This window comes from Paenibacillus sp. J31R120 (assembly GCF_056269225.1).
The window spans coordinates 127278-147975 of record NZ_JBWDNN010000010.1 but is presented as its reverse complement, the minus strand read 5'-3'; the positions used below and the strand labels follow the sequence as shown (position 1 = coordinate 147975).

Here is a 20698-nt window from a genome sequence, read left to right as displayed (position 1 = left end):
TGACGCGTTATCCCTTTACGCCGCCAAGCGAGATGCCTTTAATGACATGCTTTTGCAGCAGGATAAAGATAATGACCAGCGGTATAATCGCAGACAAGGAAGCCATCATCAGCACGGCGAAGTTGTCCGCATAGTCGTCGCGGAACAGCTGAATGCCAAGCGTAATGGGATACAGCTTCTTGTCCAGCAGGAAGATCAGCGGATTCTGGTAGTCGTTCCAGGTCCAGATGAACTTGATAATGCCGACGGTCGCCAGGATCGGCTTGCACAGCGGCAATATAATTTGCCAGAAAATTCTGAAGTAACCCGCTCCGTCCATCTTGGCCGCTTCCAGAAAATCATTGTGGATGCTGGCCATAAACTGGCGCATCAGGAAGGTGAAGTAGATGGAGAACATGCCCATCATAATAAGTCCGGTATGTGTATTATACAGTCCCAGCCACTTCATCAACAGGAAGCGAGGTACCAGCGTCGCCTGCTCCGGGATAATCATGAACGAAAGCAGCAGCGCAAAGATGAATCCGCGCCCCCGGAATTGCATCTTCGTGAAGGCAAAGGCCGCCATTGAACTGATGATCATCGTAATGGCTGTCATCAGAACCGCTAGCTTCAATGAATTGAAGTAGAACAAATGGAAGGGAACATTGCCCATCCATACCGCCTTGAAGTTGCCGACCGCATTCCACGCTTGCGGTATCCACTGTATTGGGAAGGCCATAACATCCTTCTCGTATTTGAAGGCAGCGGAGATCATCCATAGCAGCGGCACAAGAAAGATCAGCGAGAAGGCGCCCATAAGTACCGTCGTAATGATTTTGGTTAGTTTGCTTTTAGTTGTATGCATCGGTCAGGCTCCTCTCTAATCTTGTGCAAATCGCTTCTGCAGCACCCACGTCAGCATCGTCAACAGCCCGACGATCAAGAAGAGGAGCCATGACAGGGCGGATGCGTAGCCCATGCGGAAGTTCTGGAAGCCCTCCTCGTAGATGCGATAGACAAGCACCGTAGATGAGTTGAAGGGTCCTCCCGATGTGAGAAACGCCACGATATCGAATACTTTGAATGACCCGATCAGCAGCGTAATGAACAGGAAGGTCGTCGTCGGCGCGAGCAGCGGCAGTGTAATTTTGTAGAACTTCTGAAAGCTCGTAGCACCGTCTATGCTTGCGGCCTCATACATCTCCTCCGGTATGTTCGTCATGCCGGCGAGATAGATGATGATAATATAGCCGACAATCGCCCATACCGCGATAATGGCAATCGACAGTAAGGCAAAGTCGGGGTCGGCAAGCCACTTCGGAGGATTCTCGATGCCAATGGAGAAGAGCATCCGGTTAATCGGGCCTTCTGACGGATGATAGAGCGCGCTCCATACCGCCCCGATCGCAATGATGGAAGAGATATAAGGAATGAAAAACGCTACTTTAAAATAGCTCTGAAAATGGACGCGATTATGGATGATGACCGCCAGAATAAGCGATAGGATCATACTGACGGGCACAGTCATCAACGTGTAGATGAGATTGTTGCTCAAGGCTTTATGCACCTTCACATCCGACAGCATCTCTTTAAAGTTGTCGAAGCCAATCAACTTCACCGAAGACAATCCGCCCATCAGATTCCATTCGCTAAAGCTTAAATACAGGGAAAAAAATACGGGAAACACATACAGCAATATAATGCCGATTGCTTCCGGGCCAAGAAACAGCCAGCCGAATAAGGCTTCTTTGCGACTGTTGTTCCAGAAGCGGCGTTTTGGCGCAGGAGCTTCCGCTCCCGCTGGCTTGCTCAATTCCATCAGGGTTCACCTCTGCCATCTGTAGTAGTGTTTTCATCTTACGCCGACTGAAACCTGACCACAGGCAAGAATTCTGACTGAAACGTGCATTTTTTTGACCTGCTGCCGGCATGGCATCCCTGGCCATTATTTGACGATAAAGGGTTGATCCGCATGCCCAAGTTGACGGCGGAGCCATAATACCTCGCCGGTTAATTGAACCTCGGCGAAGCGATAGCTTTGCGGTCCTTGCCGCGAAATAATCACATAATCCGAGATCCCTCCGCTGCCGCTTCGTATCTCGAATCCGATGGCCTGCGCCTCGCTCAGCACTTGCTCGCTTTTGCCGCGAATGTCAATGGGTGCAATCGTTAGCTCGGCTTCTTCCAGGCGGTCGAACGGACGGAGAAGGGTCACGACTGTCGTATACGGCCCCGATTCATCCGTCTCCAGCACAATCTTGGCGGATCTATTTTTTTCGTTGTAGTGCCGCGCAATCCAGCAAGCCTCCTGCTGGATTCGGACTCCCGCTCCTGCGGTCTGCATGAGCAGATTGCCGCCTTTCTGATGCGCGGTAACGATTCTGCCCCGTTGATGGTCCACCTGAAGAGGCGTATCCTCCGCAAAGTGGAAATGAACGCCGTATCTATGCTTGCCAGAGGAACGGAACGTATCGACGATGATCCAATACTCCGGCTTGATGTAGAGAATTTGTCGGTGTACGGCGACCGGAGAGCTTAACCTCCAATAGCCGTCATGGCCCGCCTCGGTATAATCGTAACGCTCGCTCGCCTTGAAGAACGCATTAACTGGCAGAGCAGGCTTCTCCCAGCTCCATGTGTCGATATATTCGGTTGAGGGAAGCCCGTCCACCGACAGCGTATTATGCTGAAGTGATGGCTTAAAGTACTGCCGCTCCTTGCCCTCCTTGTACGTATAGCGGCCGGTATCGATTAGAAAATCCCTGCCCCTCGCATGTAGCTCCACATGGAGCAGATCATCATGTCCATGGCCGGACATCGCCAGATGACCGCCGTCCATGAGCAGATAATCATCCTGCCTGCCCCAGCCTGAGCGCATGACCATCAGTCCAGCAGGCTGTAAGGCTGTGGATGTATAGTCAGGCAGCTTCCCGGCCAGCCGGTCATAGGCTGCGATCCCTTGGGCGCCAAAGTACCACAGGCTGTCGTAGTCCGGGGACGGATAAGCGAGCGCCCTTAGGTCCTGCCGCCCGAGCAACAGCGCGCCTTGACACCATTTGTCCCGCACATCGACATCATCGCTGTCGCTTAGCATCGGCTGGCGGCGATTCGGCTTCGCAATCGCAATAGAAGCATCCAGCATGGCATGAAGAACGGCGTATAATCGCTGGCGAGGGGGCTCGATGTTCAGTTCGCCAAGCCATACCGTCTCGAAGAGATGATCCAGCACCTCATGATGGTATTGCGGCGATTGCTCGCCGTGGAAGCCGTCAGCCAAAAACTGAGCAGCCGACATCTCTTCCATTCGGTCCAGCGCAGCTCTCTTCCATTTCGCGGCATTCTCCAGCTCGGGATACATGACGGCGATCTGGTACAAGCCGTTAGCCGCAATAAATCCCCAATTGCTCTGCACATCAAAGGCAGTATAGGCCAGATGCAGAAACTCGCCATGCAGCTCTGCCTGCGACTTCAACAGGCCCTCCAGCACGATCCGCTCCGCATGCCACTCCGACGAAGAGGCGATACACGCATATCCTTTCAGCCAGTTGGTGAATCGAATCGAAGCGTCAATACGGCGCCAGCGCGAATTCACATTGTAGCCACGATGCACGCTGTCCGCCATCTCTTCCCGACTGATACCATTGTTCGCGCACCAATCCTTGAGCAGACGAATGTAAGCCTTGGCGAAGCGCTCTTCGCCTGTTAGCCAATAAGCTTGTCCCAAATCACGCATATAGCTCATCCGATTGAGCATATACGTCCACTCCACGTCGCCTTCGCGGACATAATCCCACTGGATGTCCCCCTGGAACGTTACCGGCTCCTGGCAAGGCTCCATATCCCAGCGGGAGTTATAGATGAAGGTGCCTTCCGCAGCCAGCGCCGCCCGGCGGATGGCCCTGCCCGCTTCCTCCGGCCACAGCTCCAGACACGCCTTCACAATGAAAGCACGATCCCCCGGCGACCAGAAAAATTGCGGCTTGCCGCTCACGTTCCGCTCTTGCTTTTCCATGAATCCATCCCCCTGTATCTAATGGTATTGGCAAAAGAAGAGCAAGCCCGCAGCCATCGCTGAAAACTTGCTCTTCTACTCTCTTATGCGTTTCTCTCTTAGCTGCCTGGATGTGCAAATATAGACGGAATTCTAGTTTAAACCTGTTGCAGTGTTAACGGGCCAGCCAGCCTCCATCGACAGCGAGGACATGCCCGTTCACGTAATCCGAAGCGCTCGAAGCGAGGAATACCGCCGCTCCTGCAAGGTCAGACGCTTCGCCCCAGCGCGCTGCCGGAATGCGGCTGACAATTGATTGATTGCGCGCTGCATCTTCACGAATCGCTTTCGTATTAGCTGTAGCAATGTAGCCCGGCGCAATCGCGTTCACCTGCACATTGCGGCTTGCCCACTCATTGGCCAGCGCCTTCGTCAGCCCGGCTACCGCGTGCTTGCTTGCCGTATAGGCCGGAACGAGAATGCCGCCCTGGAAGGACAGCAAGGAAGCGATGTTGATGATCTTGCCTTGCTCCCTCTCCAACATGCCCTTGCCGACCAACTGGCTAAGCTGGAAGACCGCATGCAAATTAACGTTAATCACTTCATGCCACTTAATTGTGTCATACTCTGCAGCAGGCTCCCGCCAGATGATGCCGGCATTATTCACCAGAATGTCGATAGGCTCATCACCCACCAGTTCCTGATATTTGCGATCCAAGTTATCGAGATCGCTCAGGTCAATTAGCACTTCCCGCGAGGAACCGCCAACTTCAGCAATTCGATCCGATGTATCTTCCATATTACTGCGATGTCCGAGCAGCAGCAGCTCTGCTCCCGCTTCCGCAAGACCGATTGCGATCGCTTGTCCGATCCCCGATGCCGCGCCTGTGACGATCGCTTTTTTCCCCGCTAACGAAAATGGCTGCTTCCCTACACTCATAGCTGCAACCTCCTTATTTCAAGGTGTCCATTGGGACGCTATCCATGTCCGTGAACGTATAGTTTTCCCCCGCCATCGCCCAGATGAACGTATAGCTGCTAGTCCCGACGCCGGAGTGAATCGACCAGGCCGGAGAGATGACTGCTTGCTCATTGCGCACAACTAGATGGCGGGTTTCTGCCGGTTCTCCCATAAAATGAAATACAAGGCCGTCCTTGGGCATATCGAAGTAGAAATACAGCTCGCTGCGGCGGTCATGAATATGCGCAGGCATCGTATTCCACATGTTCCTCGGCTCCAGCAGCGTCATGCCCAGCATGAGCTGGCAGCTTTCCACGCCATCCGCATGAACGTATTTGTAGATGGTGCGTTCATTGGATTGCTCAATCGATCCCAGATGGGCAGGTGTCGCTTCCGCAATTGCCACCTTCCGCGTCGGACAAGACCGGTGCGCAAGCGTCGATACGAGATAATAACGCGCAGGCTGCTTCGCATCATTGCTGTGGAAGGTCACCTCTTGATGGCCCAAGCCGATGTACAGGCAATCCTTGGCCTCAAGCGTATATGTGTCTCCGTCTACGATGACATAGCCAGGCGCTCCAACGTTAATGATGCCGATCTCCCGGCGCTCCAGGAAATATTCTGTTTTCAGCATATCGCCCGCTTCCAGCTTCAGCCCTTCCACCGTAGGCACCGCGCCTCCCATAATCATGCGATCTTCATGGGAATAACACATACGCAGGCTTCCTTCCACCATCAAGCCTTCAACCAAATAGTTCGCTCTCAGCTCTTCTGTTCCATAACGACGCGCATCGTGTGGGTGTACTGCATATCTATTTTCCATTGTTTCCGCTCCTTCTTTTCGTTTCCTATTACTATGCAGTATAGAGCGGCCTTTGACAGGACATATTTTTGACCCGGATGTGCATTTTTTTGACATAGAAAGATTTTTCGTTTTCTCGCATTAAATATCAATAAAAAGGAGCAACGGATATTGATCCGCTGCTCTCTACTTGGGATTGAAGCTCATCTTGTCTCTTCGCGTTTTCCAAGATTCAGGTTAAGTTACATCACTTTTTGACTACATATTTTAGTAGTTCAATATTTACCCTCATAAGTGGGACTGATAAGGGCAAGAACAAAAAGCTATAGATCGTACCCCACAATAAAGTATCTTTCATATTAATCGTTTCCATATTCCCTCTAACTATATATTCACCCAATATTGCTCCTATTGTTCCAGTAAAAAGTGAAATGAACATTGCAGTGATAAGACTAATAAGCCATTTATTTTTGTTGGAGATTTCTTTCTTATGAAGTACATGGCCAAGTATGGATGACGTTACTACGAACGGAATTAGCACTGCAAAATAAAACCAGCTTTCTCCCCAAAGAGAAGATATCCCCCCTGCCAGAGCCTGAGCGATCAACATGAAGATTAACGGAAATACACCAGATAGAAGAATTCCATATCCAAAACCCTTTAACCATGCCGGACTTTTCATGACGGATACTCACACCTTTTAAGGTTTGTATTCAAGCCTATTCCCGGTCTTTCACTCATTTCACAGAGTATACAGGATGTAATGTTCGGCAAACCATTCCGATAATCGTGCTCAAGTGCAACCATTAAGATAGCCAATATTAAATACGTTATCAAGCCACTGTTGCCAGATTTATTTAGCAATGCGGAAATTGCGGCCATGGACTCAATTGAAATAATAAATTTTATTAGTTCTGGAGTTTGAAATGCGGTGAGTATTGTGAAGCAAATAATAATTAACATTAGGACAAAGAAACTAAAAATGGAATGTTTTAATTAATTATCCATTTATGTATTATTTCGTTCCGCACCCTCCTTTACGGGTATCCCTGCTAATCTCATTATATCACTCTAGTTGCCAACGCAAAAACACCCCCAAGGTTATCTCCATATCTTACGACATGGTTTTATTTTCTTGAAGGTGTTTTGATTTGTCTCATGTTAAGGAGGTCAGTCCTCAATTATTAGTGACCTTTCTTCTTTATAACCATATTTATTAAAATCAAAAATGAAATTAAGTATAGAAAATATTGAAACGAGTATACATATGGTAATGACTTCACATAATTTATGTTTTCTGAAAATCCCTTCTGTTGTAGTAAAAATGGGGTAGCAGCACTAATCAAAAAACCAATTTGGAACAAAGAAAATACCCAAGTTAAGTTCCATATTTTTCTTTTGATGGTTTCAAAAATTCCGAAAAAAAGTGTAGCAACAATAATACCCTGAAGAATAAAAAATATCATTATTCCCCTCCAGAATCCAAAATTATAATCACAAGGCCTTATTAAGGTTCAAATAAAAAATGGTTTTTAAGTTTGAAAAATCCTTCATAACTCATAATAACGACTTTATATAAACTTTTGCATACTCGACGGGAAATTTACTTTTATATTTAACCCAACCTTTTAATAAATTTAAAATCAAACAATATTCGCCTCTAAGTACTGCCATTTTACCACGCCTTTGTAACTTGGTAAAAAGTGAAATTCCCACCACCAAAAGTATGCCCATGCAGTTCTAAATAGACATAGTACTGATCTATTGTGTATTGTAATATAATTAATACTCAGCGCGGTAGGCGATTCAATTGTCTATGCTTTATTATTTCTTATTTTAATTGCTGCTTCTTGGTATTTCAGACCTACAAATCGAAAAATAATGATTTCTCCTCTCTGTTAAAGTCTAGCTTTTGGGGTTCAATACATTATAGGTGGGCCATCGTAGCTTCTTTTCACATTGTCCATTTACAAACCGACGGTCTGTATTTATAATTTGTGTATACATTTATTATCATGCCAATGGAGGGGTGACCTTGAAGCAAGAGGAGCGCAGGCAACAGACGATTAGACGGCTGATGGACACGACCAAGGAATTAATTGCGGAAAAAGGATGCCATTCCATCACTATGCAGGACATTATGATCAAGTCCGGTTTGTCCAAGGGCGCGATCTTTCACTATGTAAAGAGTAAAAATGAAATTTTTATCTGGGTGCTGCAGGAACGTCTAGAGGAAACAAACGGAAGCTTTATGAAAGAAGTTGAACATGGCCTCCGAAATTTCGACGAGCCGATGCAGGAAATCAAGAAAAGCATCCTTGCTTACGAAAATCCGCATGACATAGCGAACAAAGTGTTGCTGTACTTGCTCGGAAAAGAAGAGGACCCCATGGTCGCAGAAGCACTGAATCATTACTACGATCGGTCCATATATTTAGCCAAGTTGTGGATTGAAACGGGCCAGAAATACGGAGTCATTCCTGAAACGGTTGATGCAGAGAAAACTGGTGACATGTTCACGCTGATGACATTCGGATTAAGAATTCGCTCAAGCATTCCACAAGCACAGGCGGTTTTTAAAGCCCAAGATTTATCCGAATTTATTCGTGATATTCTAAATGGCGGCGAACGGAGAAAGGGTGAGGAGCCGTGAATTTGTGGTTAACTTTGCATCTGGTCGGTGTTTTGTTGATGGTTGGAAATATCATCACAGCAGCCTTTTGGAAAATTCGGGCCGATCTGACCAATAATCCGTCCATCATTCATCAAGCTGCCAAGAATGTCATGATCGCTGATTACTCTTTTACAATACCCGGCCTTATCCTCATCATTATCTCAGGCGCTATGATGGCTGGACATTCCGGCGTCTCGCTGTTGGGACTAAACTGGCTTACGCTTTCCCTTCTCTTATTCGCGATTTCCGGTTTTATTTGGATAGCCATACTCCTTCCGCTGCAACTCAGAATGATCCGATTCAGTGCGGATAGTGTACAGGCAGGCGCGATTTCTGCGGCATATCAACGAGCTTCCCGCCAATGGGCTTTCTACGGCGTCGCCGCTACTTTCTTGCCGCTTGTCATTCTTTACTTAATGGTGATGAAAGGTTTCTAAATAGTTTATATGATTCTAAGAATAAATATCGGAGGTAATTTTATGGAACCGCTAATCGTTCTTATTAGTGTTACTATTGCTATTCTCGTTGCGGGAAAAGTGGGAGTGAAGCGTCTGCGATCATGGCCGATTGCCCTTCGAGGCGGTGTTGCAGCGATGTTTATTTTAACTGGCACGGTTCATTTCGTTTGGATGAGGGAAGAGCTTATTAGCATGGTACCATCTATTCTTCCATATCCTAGTTTCATTGTGACGCTCACCGGTCTGCTTGAGTTGGCAGGAGCTATAGGTTTGCTATGGCGTCCTACTGTCGCTTGGGCGGCTGGAGGGCTGTCGCTTCTACTGATCCTCATGTTCCCTGCAAATATATCGCACGCTCTTTCTGGACTAGCGACTAAACCGGAAGATGCATTAATTCCCCGCACTCTGATGCAATTTGTTTTTCTATCCGCGAGCCTTGCCATCATGATATTCTATCTCCGTCAACGGCCTGAGCGGAAACATCTTCTAATGTAGTTTGTAATACTAAGAAAAAACAACGAGACAATTACCGTTATTCGGAAGTATTGTTATTCCCAAAACAATATCAACAATCATATTTATACTATTATTAATATAATATGGGAGAATGTCGATAAAAAAGTAAAGTCAAAGTAAATATTATAGGAGGCCGCACAAATGAATTATAGACGGATGTGTCTAATTATTTTATTCGTAGGATTAATAATATGGTTTGCAGCCTATTTTATATCTCTACACTTCTACTCAGGTTTAATATTAGTTACAAGTTACCCATTTTTCGTCATAATACCATGGTTTGGCTTAATATTATCCGTTATTATGTTTTTCTTTTCAAGAAAATGGTTGTCAATTGAAAGACTTTTTTCCTTACTATTACTGATCCCGTTCTTGTTAACTATAGTAGCCCCTAACGTCAACGAAAGGCTTAAACTATATAAAAAACCTACTGATTCTATCATACGAACTTATTTTCAAACCTTTGAACTCTCACAACCTAAAGTCTTAGATCTTTCAAGCCCCCTTATTACTTATACCGATAATAATAAAACAATGTTATTAAATATAAAGTTAGTACCAGAACTTGTGTCAAAGAAAATGGATACATATGTAGAAGGTAACCCAGATGCTCCTGTCGATGGATATGCAAAATCCTTTATGAATACTCTAGCTTTACAATTTATTCATCATTCAAAAAGTATCAATAAAATTAATCTACGGCCAAATCATTTGATCATACACGGTTATTGGGGCGCTGAATTAGTGCTAATTGTTCATTATTCAAAAGTAAAAGATAAATATGTTATAACTGATCCATTCCCAAACCTTAAATTAATTGAAGATAATTCTGAAGGTTTCCTAGAGTATCAGATTGATGGAAAAGCAAAAAAAATCAAAGTATATGACAAAAAAGGAGATACCATACCTGTTGAGTTAGAATTACCAGTATATTAATTTATAAGTAATAACCTTTATTCTTGTCATTCATTTTAATGGCGGATAACTTCCCAGCGTAAAGACTGAGCCCAGAAGATGAAACAGCGACAGCCACTGACACAAAATATAGTCCTAGACTGTCGCTATTTTATTGAGCTGACGTTCCTTGATAGCTTAATCATAATGTTATTAAAACAAGGTTTACATTAAGTGTATGGTAATGCATTCCGGTACAATCCCTGCTAATTTTAATATTTTCGGAAGAATGTGCTCAATGTTGAGTAAGTTAGTGAAATTTGTGGGAATATTAGAACTTATGCTATTGAATGAGGGCCTCCTACCGTGGAAACCTAAATAGACGGGGATGTACAAGAACCAATAATTAAAAGCCGTATGTTAGTTTCGGGACTGCCCCCTGACGTGAGACAAACCAAAACACATTCAAGTGAAATCGATCATGTCGTAAGATGTTGAGATAACCTTGGAGGTGTTTTTGCATTGGCAACTAGAGTAAGCTACCCTGTGGAAACGAAGATGAAATCTACCGAAATGAAGCTGGCAGGAGCCGCGGTAAAGATCGTCATGGACGAGCTAGGTGTACGAAATAAGACGCAATTGAAAACGTTGCTAAAGTGGTACTGCAATGGTGAACTCAATCGTTTGGAGCAACCTGACGGAAAGCAATACAGCTATGGGAAAGGGCCGAAGCACTCCTCTGAGCTTGAGCGAGTAAAAGCAGAGTATTTAAATTTCACTCGGCTTATCTCCACTATTTGATCCTTTGGGTTAAAGAACATTACCTCACCATTACGCACCTTCACATAGCCAATGTATTCAGGAGCGCTAATTGCTTCATAGCCATAACAGCGGTTATATTGCTAACCATCCATTCGGTATAGACTTGAATAAAGTGATCATCATTTTTTTGTTTTGATCGCCCGAATTTCACTCTGTTCCCCTTGGCTACTTGAACCTTCAGCCTGCCTCGTATATTAATTCATTCCTGTTCGGCCACATAAGCTAGCATGCTTAAAAAATTTTTCTTCTCGCAGCTTCCCAAAGTCACTCATGATTTTAAACTTACGACTATCAAGGTTCGTCGCGGCTTCTCTGTGCCTGATTTTATCCCATCTAGTCAAATAAGCGGAATAATATATACACTGGCAACTCTTTGCTGTAGAACAATTTCAGCTACTTGACGAAAAATCTCATTTATAATTTTTCAATTCTCTCATCAATTGAACCCCTAATCTCAACATCTTATTAATCAGGCACCCGATATTCACGAACACGAAAACCTTGATACATCAACAATTCCTGATGTATCAAGGTTTTTTGTCTCAAACATGTAGTGTAATTTGTCTCATTTATTAATTATAGCTATCTCATTTATAACCGTTACTCACAAAAAGCCTTATCCATCATTAAATTTTATAAGCTTTCATCGCCTTACGAATCTCTTTCCAGCTTGGGCGCTTCCCGTACATCAGGACGCCTGTGCGGTAAATCTTAGCCGATACGTAGACTGCGATGTAGATCGTCACCAGCAGCAAGCCGATCGACAGGGCTGCTTCCCAGAATGGAACATCCGTCAGGCCGAGACGCAGAATCATCACGAATGGCGAGAACAGCGGGATAAACGATGTTACTTTGACCAGCATGCTGTCCGGTGCGCTCAGGCTGAAGATTGCAATGTAGAAGCCTGCAAGCGAGATAATCGTCATTGGCATAGTCGCTTGACCCAGATCCTCTGTGCGGCTTACGATCGAGCCGACAGCTGCATACAGCGTCGCGAACAAGAAGAAGCCAGTCAGGAAGAAGATAATCGCATACGCAAGCAGAAGCGGATCAATCTTCGTCAGATCAATGTCGAGACCTGCCAACGCGCCTTTGTTGTGCGGCAGCGATACGTTGAGCAGGATAACGATAACGAAGAACGATACCTGGCTCAGTACTACCGTGAACATACCGAAGATTTTGCCGAACATGCCTTTCAGCGGCGATACGCTCGTAATCAGAATCTCCATAACGCGGGAGCTTTTCTCTGCCGTAATTTCCGCCGCAATCAGCTGGCCGGAAGTGATAATCGCCATGAACAGGAAGATGATGATGAAGTAGATCAGACCCATGTTCACGCCTTGCTCTGCCGGCGTTCTGCCGCCAGCGCCCTCCGCAGAGGAGATTTGCACTGCTTCGATCTTGATCGGCGCATTCAACTGCGCGACTTGCTCATCCGTCAGTCCGGCATCTTGGAGAATCGTTGCCTGGCGAATCAATTGAAGTGCGCCTGTCAAATTCTCAGTCAGCGAGAACTCCATCATCTTCTCGGATTTGTAGCTCATCTCCGGGTATCCGCTTGGCGTCATCGCGCCAAACTCCAGGTAACCTTTAATATCATTGTCTTTAATCGCTTGCTTCAGCTGCTTCTCATTCTCTTCGGCGCTGCCTTTGTCAGGGTAAGCTATGAGTTGAAGCTTCGCATTCTCTTGCTGCTCGTAGAAAGCCTTCAGGCTGTCGCCGGTTGCCGTTCCTTCAGCCGCTTCCGTATTCGCAGACTGAATGTAACCGATATTCGTCGTTTTATCTCCACCCTTATCGAACTGGGAAATGATATAAGGAAGATTAACTCCGATACTTAAAATGACTCCGATAATAAGCGTCGTTACAAGGAACGCCTTGCCTTTAAATTTGTTGCGCGCTGTAAACCCTACTACTGTCCAAAAACTATTCATGGCGATCACCTACCGTTTTTATAAAGATTTCGTTCAAAGTTGGTTCCTTAATCTCGAATCTGGTGACAGTCGATTGGGCCATCGCATGGCGCAAAATCTCGCCGCCTACCGCTTCATTCTGGATGCCGATCTCATAGCCGTATTCCTGCAGCTTCACGCCTGTCACGCCGCTAATGTTCTCCAAACCTGTAACGTCATTCTCTGTGCTCAAGATGACACGCTCACGCGGATACTGCTTCTTGATGTCCTTGATGCCGCCCTTCAGCACCGTGTTCGAACGATGCAGGATTGTAATGTTGCGGCATAGCTCCTCGACATGCTCCATGCGGTGTGTCGAGAACAGAATGCTCGTACCGGAGTCTCTCAGCTCCTTCACTGTCGACTTCAGAAGCTCGACATTGACCGGATCAAGTCCGCTGAACGCTTCATCCATGATGATGATGCTCGGACGGTGATTAACAGCAGCGATGAACTGGATTTTTTGCTGATTGCCCTTCGACAGCTCCTCGACGCGCTTGTTGTAGTATTCCGGAACCTCGAATCTCTCGAGCCAGTACTTCAAGTTCTGATCGGCATCCTTGCGGGACATGCCGCGCAGCTGGGATAAGTAGATGATCTGATCGCTGACGCGGATTTTCGGATACAGGCCTCTCTCCTCCGGCAAATAGCCGAGGCGGCTTAGCTGCTCATTGCTGTAAGGCTTGCCGTTGTACTTGATCGATCCGCCATCCGGATAGATCAGGCCCAGCACCATACGCATGGTCGTTGTTTTGCCTGCGCCGTTCGCGCCCAGCAAACCGTAAATTTCACCTTCGCCCACTTCAAAGCTGATGTTGTTGACCGCCGTCTTCTCGCCATATTGCTTCATGACTTGTTCTACTACTAATGGTTTCATCTCGCTTTTCCCCTCGCTTCATGTACTCGTTTGCTTATTCCATCTTGCAGCAGCAATGTGCTCATAATTTCATCAAGCTCCAGCGCTTGCTTGCTTAAAATTGTAATGCCTTTCGTCTCGCACCACTGCTCCGCTTGATAGGCTTCGCTGGTCGTAATTCGGAATGATTGGCCACCGACCGATTCCATTCCGCATTGACCCGGCATCTGAGAAGCAATCTGGCTAGTCAATCCTTCGCCTGAGACGAAGAAGGTAAACCAACTGCTGAACAATTCATCTTTCTCATAGACCCCAAGCACCCGGCCCTGTGCCATAAATACGATGTAATCCGCCAGCCGTTTCACTTCCTCTACGATGTGAGAGGTCATGAGAATCGTACGATCGCCAGGCTCCATATACCGGTGGAGAATCTCGATCATGGACTTCCAGGCCAGTGGATCAAGCCCAGAGGATGGTTCATCGAGGAGCAGCAGATCTGGCGCGTGGGCCAAGGCAATCGCGAATTCGCACTTGCGCCTCATCCCCTTCGACATCTTCCCAAGTGGCAGATTATCGTTGACCTGCAAGGCGAGCAGCAGCTCCTGATAGCGGTTCACATCCCAATTCTTATACCAGTAGCTGTTGAATCTAGCTTTCTCGAATGCCTTAAGCTTGTCGTCATGCTGCAGCGACTCCTCCGGCAAATAACCAATTTGCTGCTTGATCGAAGCATCATCTCCAGTGCCGATGATATGGTCCAGCACTGTCACCGTTCCATCCTGCGGCTTCTCCAGATCCAGAATCATGCGGAACAGCGTACTCTTTCCGCTGCCGTTCGGACCGACAATAGCTGTAATAAATCCCTTGGGAATATCCAGCGTAATAGGCCCCATCTTGAAATTCGGCTTGCGCTGCGCAATATCCTTGAACTGAATCGCCTGCTCCTCTTGCCAGTCGCTCATGATGTATCCCCTCCTTGCCCGTAGTGTCTATGAATCACTTCGTTGAAGAGCTCTATCAATTCTTCTTCCGAACATTGCATTCGCTTGCCCGCCGTTACGGCTTGATCAAGGGCTTCGATCACCGCCGAGAGACGGTGCCGATCACGTTCTTGTTCTCCGACTTTCGCCACGTAAGTTCCGGTGCCTTGCCTTGTTCGGAGCAGTCCCTCGCTCTCAAGATCGCTATATACTCGTTTTACCGTAATGACACTGCATTTGACCGTCTGAGCCAGCTCGCGGATCGAAGGCAGCAGCGTGCCTTCCTCCAGCTGGCCGCTTACAATCAATGCCCTTAGCTGGACTTCGATCTGATGATAGAGCGGCTCTGCACTTTGTTCATTAATCTGTATAGGCAGCCGCATCGCTTCACCCGCTTTCTCCTTTAACTGGTATAGCTCCTTGTTCTCAGTTTCTTCTCCATGGCTCTCCGTACGATCATGAATGATGCTGCGCCTAGCAGAACCCCGATCAGCGGCAGCCACCAGCCGCCTTGTTGAATGATCTCATAGCTCAGAATCACCAGACTGTCTCTAGTTGTGTAAGAGTAAAACACCATCCCCGCGAGCAATAGCAGCGAAATTACCATGCAAACCCAGAAGTACTTTATTCCCGAATACCCTGTCTCGAAGTAGAGATAAATAATGCCGATTGCAACCGATAGGCTGATCCAGAACAACGCGTACAAGACAAAATCCATCAGTCTCATATTTGCTCCCAGCGATCTGGCGAATAAGTAGTAACTTGTGAAAAATACGATCTTAGCTATTAGGCCATTAGTTAGGTATAATACGATCCGTCCCAGTGCGATTTGCTTAATCGTTATGGGCATCGTGCGCCATGCCGCCAGCTTTCTCGTAAAGGAATCCATCTTCCAATAAATCCCTGAATTTTGTGTAGACATTAATCCCAGCATCGGGAGCAGCGAGACCGTAATGAAATCCATGGCCCAGAATGCGAATGTACTATTATCCTCTCTCGAATCAGCGAACATCGGTACAAGAAATATGAGCAAGTATCCGATAAAGATGAGGGTAACGATGTGCTTCCACCTGATTCGTCTTAATTCTTCCTTCGCCAGACACCAAGCTCCTTGCCATGTGTTCATCTGGCAGCCTCCCTTCGGCAACCGTATATACTTGCTAATCACTGTGTATACTGTGCTGTGTTTATATACTGTATATATCTATATACACAGTATATGCACACCTCGGATTGTTGTCAATACATCTGCATCATTTTTTCAACAACTTTTTCCAAAGTCCCTTCCATGCAAAAAAACAGCCCTCCATCTGGAAAACTGTCTCATCAAGCACTAGCTATCAAATATACGATTCGGACATATACACCGTTTACAAGCGTTCCTCTCACTCTGGCTTTCAAACGCCCCACTTTCTCAAACAAGGCAAATGCCGCAATAATGCGCTTAATAGAAAAAAGCCACCCTTCCCAGGATGACTTTCTTCAATCGGTTACCCGAATATAGCTTCAAATAATGGCTTGGCATCAGCTGCCGGATACAATACGTACAGGATCGAATATACCGCTACACCGGTTATAGCTGTAATAAACCAAATAATCGAGGTGAATCTGCCAAACTTGCGATGCTTCTTGAACTTCTTCTTATAACCCAGCGTGATCGTCGTAATGCCGAACACAGCCGCAACCGTAGCAAGCACAATATGGAACAATAAGAATACAAGATAATACGGCTTCAGTCCATCCGGACCATTATAAGGCGTGCTGCCGATGATGAACGTTCTGGACGCATAAATAATAAAGAACAAAATTGCTGCAACAGCCGCGTACACCATCACCTTCTGATGCTGCTCCAGCTTCCGCTGTATCGCGAGGCGCCATCCGAACGCAACCAGAATGGCGCTAAGCACGATGAAGAACGTGCTGACTGTAGGCATAAGAATATTCAAGTCCATTTTAATCCTCTCCAACTTCAATAATTTAAGCGTGGGTCCGTCTAGCCGTTAGGCTGTACCGGGATTGGTCCCTGGCGTGCCCGGATTCGGCAATTCGTCATCAGCATGATGCTCCCGCTTAAACCATTGCTTGAAGATGTAAGCGAGAATAATGCCGTACATAAGCTCCTGTACCAGCTTCATAATAATACCGCCCAGCTGCTGATCATCTACAACCCCAAGTGTATTGAAGAATTGAGGGCCGCCGAACTGCGCGATCAGAAGACTGGTATCGCTGCCTGGCATACAATAGCCCATAGCCGTCGCCCATACTTGCGGATCGTTGTACGTCGCAAAAATACCAGCGGGAGAGAAGATAATAAGCGCACATGCTGGCGTAAGCAACACACCATTCGCGAATACATAAGCCATCTTCTTCACATGGGTCAGCTTATTCCATTCCGCAACGGGACTGGCAATCTGCCACCACATCATGAATGCGGTAATGAAGAGGATCACATAATATAGACGATGCACCGTGAAGTTGGTCATGACATAATCATGAACCATCGGTACATGATAGATCGAGAACAACATATTAAACGCTACTAACGTAACGATAGGATGCATAAGAAATCGAAGCTTCCTCCAGAAGCTAGCCGAAAACGCTGCGCGCCAGATAAACGCTGGAATCCCTAGCAATATCATCGGTGGGACGATGAGATAAGAGACCGACATATTCACCATATGGAACGTAAACATCAAGTGACCAAGCAAATTCAAAGGACCGCCATGGCAGAGGTATACCAGCACGATGGCCGATACAAAAAGCGTTTTTTGCATAACAGTAGCCGGAGCTGCCCCCGGATGACGCTTTTCCCTCCATGGCCCGATCAGATAGAAATAGAGGATGACCACCGCGGTCATCGCAAATAGAAACATAGGCGTCCACAACTCAGTGAAGGAGAAATACTTGTTTAAGTCTAACACTAGAGGAGGCTCCTTTCTCATGCACTTAAGCATTTGTTACGAAAGAAGAGGGACCCAAACCGGGACCCTCCTCTGTTCAGTTACATATGGCGGTATTCGATTACCACCAAACCCAATATTCAGCCATGATCACGCAGGTAAATACTACGAATACACCAGACAGAATACCGATTAAAGCGAACTTATGACCGCGATCTTTCATGTGCATCCAGAACGCCATCTGTACGAATACTTGAAGAACAGCCGTTCCGAGAAGAATGATATAGATAAAGTCTTTGTTGATCTCGCCGCTAATTACCGTTGCAAACGCGATGAACGTAAGCAGAATGGAGAAGATAAAAGCGACAATATGTTTCTTTGGACCTTCTACCTTGTGACGTTTGGTGTTTTGCTCCGTGGCGGAATGATTGCTTGCCATACGTTAAACCACCTTTCCCATCAGGTATACAACCGTAAAGATGAATACCCATACAACGTCGATAAAGTGCCAATACATACCGGCTACATATACTTTCGGTGCGGTAACGACAGTCAGTCCTTTTCTCGACAGCTGGATAATCAGCAGCGTAATCCACAGAATACCGAACAATACGTGCGCTCCGTGGAAGCCAACCAGCGTATAGAAGGAGGAGCTGAATGCGCTCGTTGTGAAACCATGGCCTTCATGTACATAATGTACGAACTCGTAAATTTCAAGGCCAAGGAAACCTGCGCCGAGCAATACGGTAACGATTAGCCAGTTAATCAAGCTTTTTACCTTCTGCTGATGCATCGCTTGAATCGCGAATACGCTCGTCAAGCTGGATGTCAGCAGGATTGCGGTAGCGTAAGCTACCAGCTTCAAGTCGAACAAATGATTGGCGGACGGTCCGTCAAGCACCTGATGACGGAGGGCAAGGAACGCTGCGAACAGCGTGCCGAACAATACCGTCTCGCCGCCTAGGAACAGCCAGAAGCCAAGGACTTTATTGCGTCCCTCAAGGGTCGCCTTTTCCGGCTCATGAGGCAGTTGGCCTTCTACATGCGTGTGCGCGCTCATGCTTTCCCCCCTAGATCCTTCAGAATTTCTTCTTCCTCGATATGGAAGCCATGATCCTCAATCACCGAACGAAGCATCATACAGATCAGTGTAATGCCAAGGCCCACGATTCCAATAAAGTGACCCATCGTCAAGCTTGTTCCGAGGAAGTGTCCCCAATCCGGCGAATACATGAAGCCGAAGCCTGCGATGAACAAGCCAAGACCCATAAAGAACGGCAGGATCGATGGTGATGGCATATGAATCGGACCAATCGGTTCAGCAGGCGTCATGCCGCTATGGCCGTCTTGCTTTTCTTTCCAGTATGCGTCATATCCGCGTACAAGCGGCGTTTGTGCAAAGTTGTACTCTGGCGGCGGCGATGCAATCGTCCACTCCAGCGTACGTCCGTCTTCCCAAGGATCGTTAGCTACGCCTTTAGGTTTAACGGCAGTTACTACGATGTTGATCAAGAACATAACTGTACCAATACCCATCATAAGTGCGCCAATGGTACTGATCATGTTCATCTCGTTGAAGCCAAGGCCGTCCAGGTACTGCCAAATACGTCGCGGCATACCCAAGAGACCAAGGAAATGCTGTACGAAGAACGTCAGGTGGAAGCCGATATAGAACATCCAGAACGTCCATTTGCCAAGCGTTTCATTCAGAATGCGACCGAACATTTTCGGCCACCAGTAATGAAGACCTGAGAATAAGCCAAGTACCAAGCCGCCTACGATAACGTAGTGGAAATGCGCAACGACAAAGTACGAGTCATGGTACTGGAAGTCAGCCGGCGCTGCAGCAAGCATGACGCCTGTTACGCCGCCCATGACGAATGTCGGAATAAAGCCGACTGCGAACAAGTTCGCCGATGTAAATTTGATGGAGCCGCCCCACATTGTGAACAGCCAGTTGAAGATTTTAATACCTGTCGGCACCGCGATCAGCATCGTTGCGATGGAGAACAGCGCGTTCGCTACCGGACCAAGGCCCGCTGTGAACATGTGATGCGCCCATACCATGAAGCCCAGGAAGCCGATCAGGATGGTAGCGAATACCATGGAGCTGTATCCGAACAAGCGCTTACGCGAGAACGTACTGATAACTTCGGAGATAATACCGAAGGCCGGCAGGATGAGGATATAAACCTCAGGATGCCCGAAAATCCAGAAAATATGTTCCCACAGAACAGCGTTGCCGCCTGCGGATGGATCAAAGAAATTCGCATCGAACAGTCGGTCGAACATGAGTGCCGCCAGACCTACTGTAAGAGCAGGGAAAGCGAACAGAATCAAAGCCGAAGTAATGAAGACTGCCCATGTGAACATTGGCATACGCATGAACGTCATGCCTGGTGCACGCATGTTAATGATGGTAACAAGGAAGTTGATACCGCCGACTAGCGTACCGATACCTGCAATCTGCAAGCCTAGAACATAATAATCGACGCCATGGTCACCGCTGTAAGTCGTTCCTGCAAGAGGAGCGTAGGATGTCCAGCCTGCGTCAGGCACATCGCCTACAATCCAGCTCACGTTCAGCAGGAGTCCGCCGAAGAGGAACGTCCAGAAACCAAGCGAGTTCAAGAAAGGAAAGGCAACGTCGCGTGCGCCGATTTGAAGCGGAATGACCGCATTCATTAACGCAAATATCAATGGCATCGCTGCCAAGAAGATCATGGTTGTACCGTGCATGGTAAGCAGTTCGTTGTATGTATCTGCTCCGACGAACAAGTTTTGCGGCTTCCAGAGCTGAATCCGGATCAGAATGGCTTCCAGACCGCCTACAAGGAAGAAAAAGCCCCCTGCAATCAAATACAAAATACCGATTTTTTTATGGTCAACCGTTGTCAGCCAGTCCATAATGCC

At 47.0% G+C, this 20698-nt stretch carries 21 protein-coding genes; 5 read left to right on the top strand and 16 right to left on the bottom strand.

The window, feature by feature from the left end; genetic code table 11:
• Positions 1 to 7 precede the first annotated feature (7 nt).
• From AC0YNW_RS25910 to AC0YNW_RS25885, 6 genes are all read right to left on the bottom strand, one after another.
• Positions 8 to 844, bottom strand: coding sequence for a carbohydrate ABC transporter permease (locus AC0YNW_RS25910; protein WP_475834370.1), 837 nt, complete (start codon positions 842 to 844; stop codon positions 8 to 10).
• Between the two features lie 15 nt (positions 845 to 859).
• Positions 860 to 1798, bottom strand: a complete 939-nt coding sequence (locus AC0YNW_RS25905; protein WP_387479763.1) for a carbohydrate ABC transporter permease — start codon at positions 1796 to 1798, stop codon at positions 860 to 862.
• 126 nt (positions 1799 to 1924) lie between these two features.
• Complete coding sequence (locus AC0YNW_RS25900) at positions 1925 to 3991, bottom strand: alginate lyase family protein (RefSeq protein WP_475834369.1); 2067 nt, start codon at positions 3989 to 3991, stop codon at positions 1925 to 1927.
• Between the two features lie 154 nt (positions 3992 to 4145).
• A complete protein-coding gene (gene kduD, locus AC0YNW_RS25895) occupies positions 4146 to 4910 on the bottom strand; it encodes a 2-dehydro-3-deoxy-D-gluconate 5-dehydrogenase KduD (RefSeq protein WP_475834368.1) in 765 nt (254 codons plus the stop codon).
• A gap of 13 nt (positions 4911 to 4923) precedes the next feature.
• Entirely contained in the window at positions 4924 to 5754 is an 831-nt protein-coding gene (kduI, locus tag AC0YNW_RS25890; protein ID WP_475834367.1) for a 5-dehydro-4-deoxy-D-glucuronate isomerase, read from the bottom strand.
• A 226-nt stretch (positions 5755 to 5980) separates the two neighbouring features.
• Positions 5981 to 6415, bottom strand: a complete 435-nt coding sequence (locus AC0YNW_RS25885) for a hypothetical protein (RefSeq protein WP_475834366.1) — start codon at positions 6413 to 6415, stop codon at positions 5981 to 5983.
• 1353 nt (positions 6416 to 7768) lie between these two features.
• On the opposite strand from AC0YNW_RS25885, the gene AC0YNW_RS25880 reads away from it, so the two are divergent.
• The 5 genes from AC0YNW_RS25880 (at position 7769) to AC0YNW_RS25860 (ending at position 11076) form a co-directional block, all read left to right on the top strand.
• Positions 7769 to 8386 (top strand): TetR/AcrR family transcriptional regulator, encoded by a 618-nt coding sequence (locus AC0YNW_RS25880; RefSeq protein ID WP_475834365.1) that lies wholly within the window; start codon positions 7769 to 7771, stop codon positions 8384 to 8386.
• Positions 8383 to 8844, top strand: a complete 462-nt coding sequence (locus tag AC0YNW_RS25875) for a DUF2269 family protein (RefSeq protein WP_475834364.1) — start codon at positions 8383 to 8385, stop codon at positions 8842 to 8844. The genes AC0YNW_RS25880 and AC0YNW_RS25875 overlap by 4 nt, the downstream gene beginning before the upstream one ends.
• Before the next feature lie 42 nt (positions 8845 to 8886).
• Complete coding sequence (locus AC0YNW_RS25870; protein ID WP_475834363.1) at positions 8887 to 9360, top strand: DoxX family protein; 474 nt, start codon at positions 8887 to 8889, stop codon at positions 9358 to 9360.
• 162 nt (positions 9361 to 9522) lie between these two features.
• A complete protein-coding gene (locus tag AC0YNW_RS25865; RefSeq protein WP_475834362.1) occupies positions 9523 to 10317 on the top strand; it encodes a hypothetical protein in 795 nt (264 codons plus the stop codon).
• Between the two features lie 480 nt (positions 10318 to 10797).
• Positions 10798 to 11076, top strand: a complete 279-nt coding sequence (locus AC0YNW_RS25860) for a hypothetical protein (RefSeq protein ID WP_475834361.1) — start codon at positions 10798 to 10800, stop codon at positions 11074 to 11076.
• 647 nt (positions 11077 to 11723) lie between these two features.
• On the opposite strand, the gene AC0YNW_RS25855 is transcribed toward AC0YNW_RS25860, so the two are convergent.
• The 10 genes from AC0YNW_RS25855 to ctaD form a co-directional block, all read right to left on the bottom strand.
• Complete coding sequence (locus tag AC0YNW_RS25855; RefSeq protein ID WP_387479768.1) at positions 11724 to 13031, bottom strand: ABC transporter permease; 1308 nt, start codon at positions 13029 to 13031, stop codon at positions 11724 to 11726.
• Positions 13024 to 13926 carry an ABC transporter ATP-binding protein gene (locus AC0YNW_RS25850; RefSeq protein WP_475834360.1) on the bottom strand — a complete coding sequence of 301 codons (903 nt, stop codon included), beginning with the start codon at positions 13924 to 13926 and terminating at the stop codon, positions 13024 to 13026. The genes AC0YNW_RS25855 and AC0YNW_RS25850 overlap by 8 nt, the downstream gene beginning before the upstream one ends.
• Positions 13923 to 14867, bottom strand: coding sequence for an ABC transporter ATP-binding protein (locus AC0YNW_RS25845; protein ID WP_475834359.1), 945 nt, complete (start codon positions 14865 to 14867; stop codon positions 13923 to 13925). The genes AC0YNW_RS25850 and AC0YNW_RS25845 overlap by 4 nt, the downstream gene beginning before the upstream one ends.
• Entirely contained in the window at positions 14864 to 15268 is a 405-nt protein-coding gene (locus AC0YNW_RS25840; protein WP_475834358.1) for a GntR family transcriptional regulator, read from the bottom strand. Before AC0YNW_RS25840 ends, AC0YNW_RS25845 begins: the two co-directional genes overlap by 4 nt.
• Positions 15269 to 15288: 20 nt before the next feature.
• Complete coding sequence (locus AC0YNW_RS25835; RefSeq protein ID WP_475834357.1) at positions 15289 to 16011, bottom strand: hypothetical protein; 723 nt, start codon at positions 16009 to 16011, stop codon at positions 15289 to 15291.
• A gap of 364 nt (positions 16012 to 16375) precedes the next feature.
• On the bottom strand, positions 16376 to 16837 hold the full coding sequence (locus AC0YNW_RS25830) for a DUF420 domain-containing protein (protein WP_387479773.1): 462 nt from the start codon (positions 16835 to 16837) through the stop codon (positions 16376 to 16378).
• A gap of 48 nt (positions 16838 to 16885) precedes the next feature.
• On the bottom strand, positions 16886 to 17806 hold the full coding sequence (gene ctaG, locus AC0YNW_RS25825; protein ID WP_475834356.1) for a cytochrome c oxidase assembly factor CtaG: 921 nt from the start codon (positions 17804 to 17806) through the stop codon (positions 16886 to 16888).
• Positions 17807 to 17906: 100 nt separating this feature from the next.
• Positions 17907 to 18224 carry a cytochrome C oxidase subunit IV family protein gene (locus AC0YNW_RS25820; RefSeq protein ID WP_475834355.1) on the bottom strand — a complete coding sequence of 106 codons (318 nt, stop codon included), beginning with the start codon at positions 18222 to 18224 and terminating at the stop codon, positions 17907 to 17909.
• A gap of 3 nt (positions 18225 to 18227) precedes the next feature.
• Positions 18228 to 18845, bottom strand: a complete 618-nt coding sequence (locus AC0YNW_RS25815; protein ID WP_475834354.1) for a cytochrome (ubi)quinol oxidase subunit III — start codon at positions 18843 to 18845, stop codon at positions 18228 to 18230.
• Complete coding sequence (ctaD, locus tag AC0YNW_RS25810; protein WP_475834404.1) at positions 18842 to 20692, bottom strand: cytochrome c oxidase subunit I; 1851 nt, start codon at positions 20690 to 20692, stop codon at positions 18842 to 18844. The genes AC0YNW_RS25815 and ctaD overlap by 4 nt, the downstream gene beginning before the upstream one ends.
• Positions 20693 to 20698: the final 6 nt, after the last annotated feature.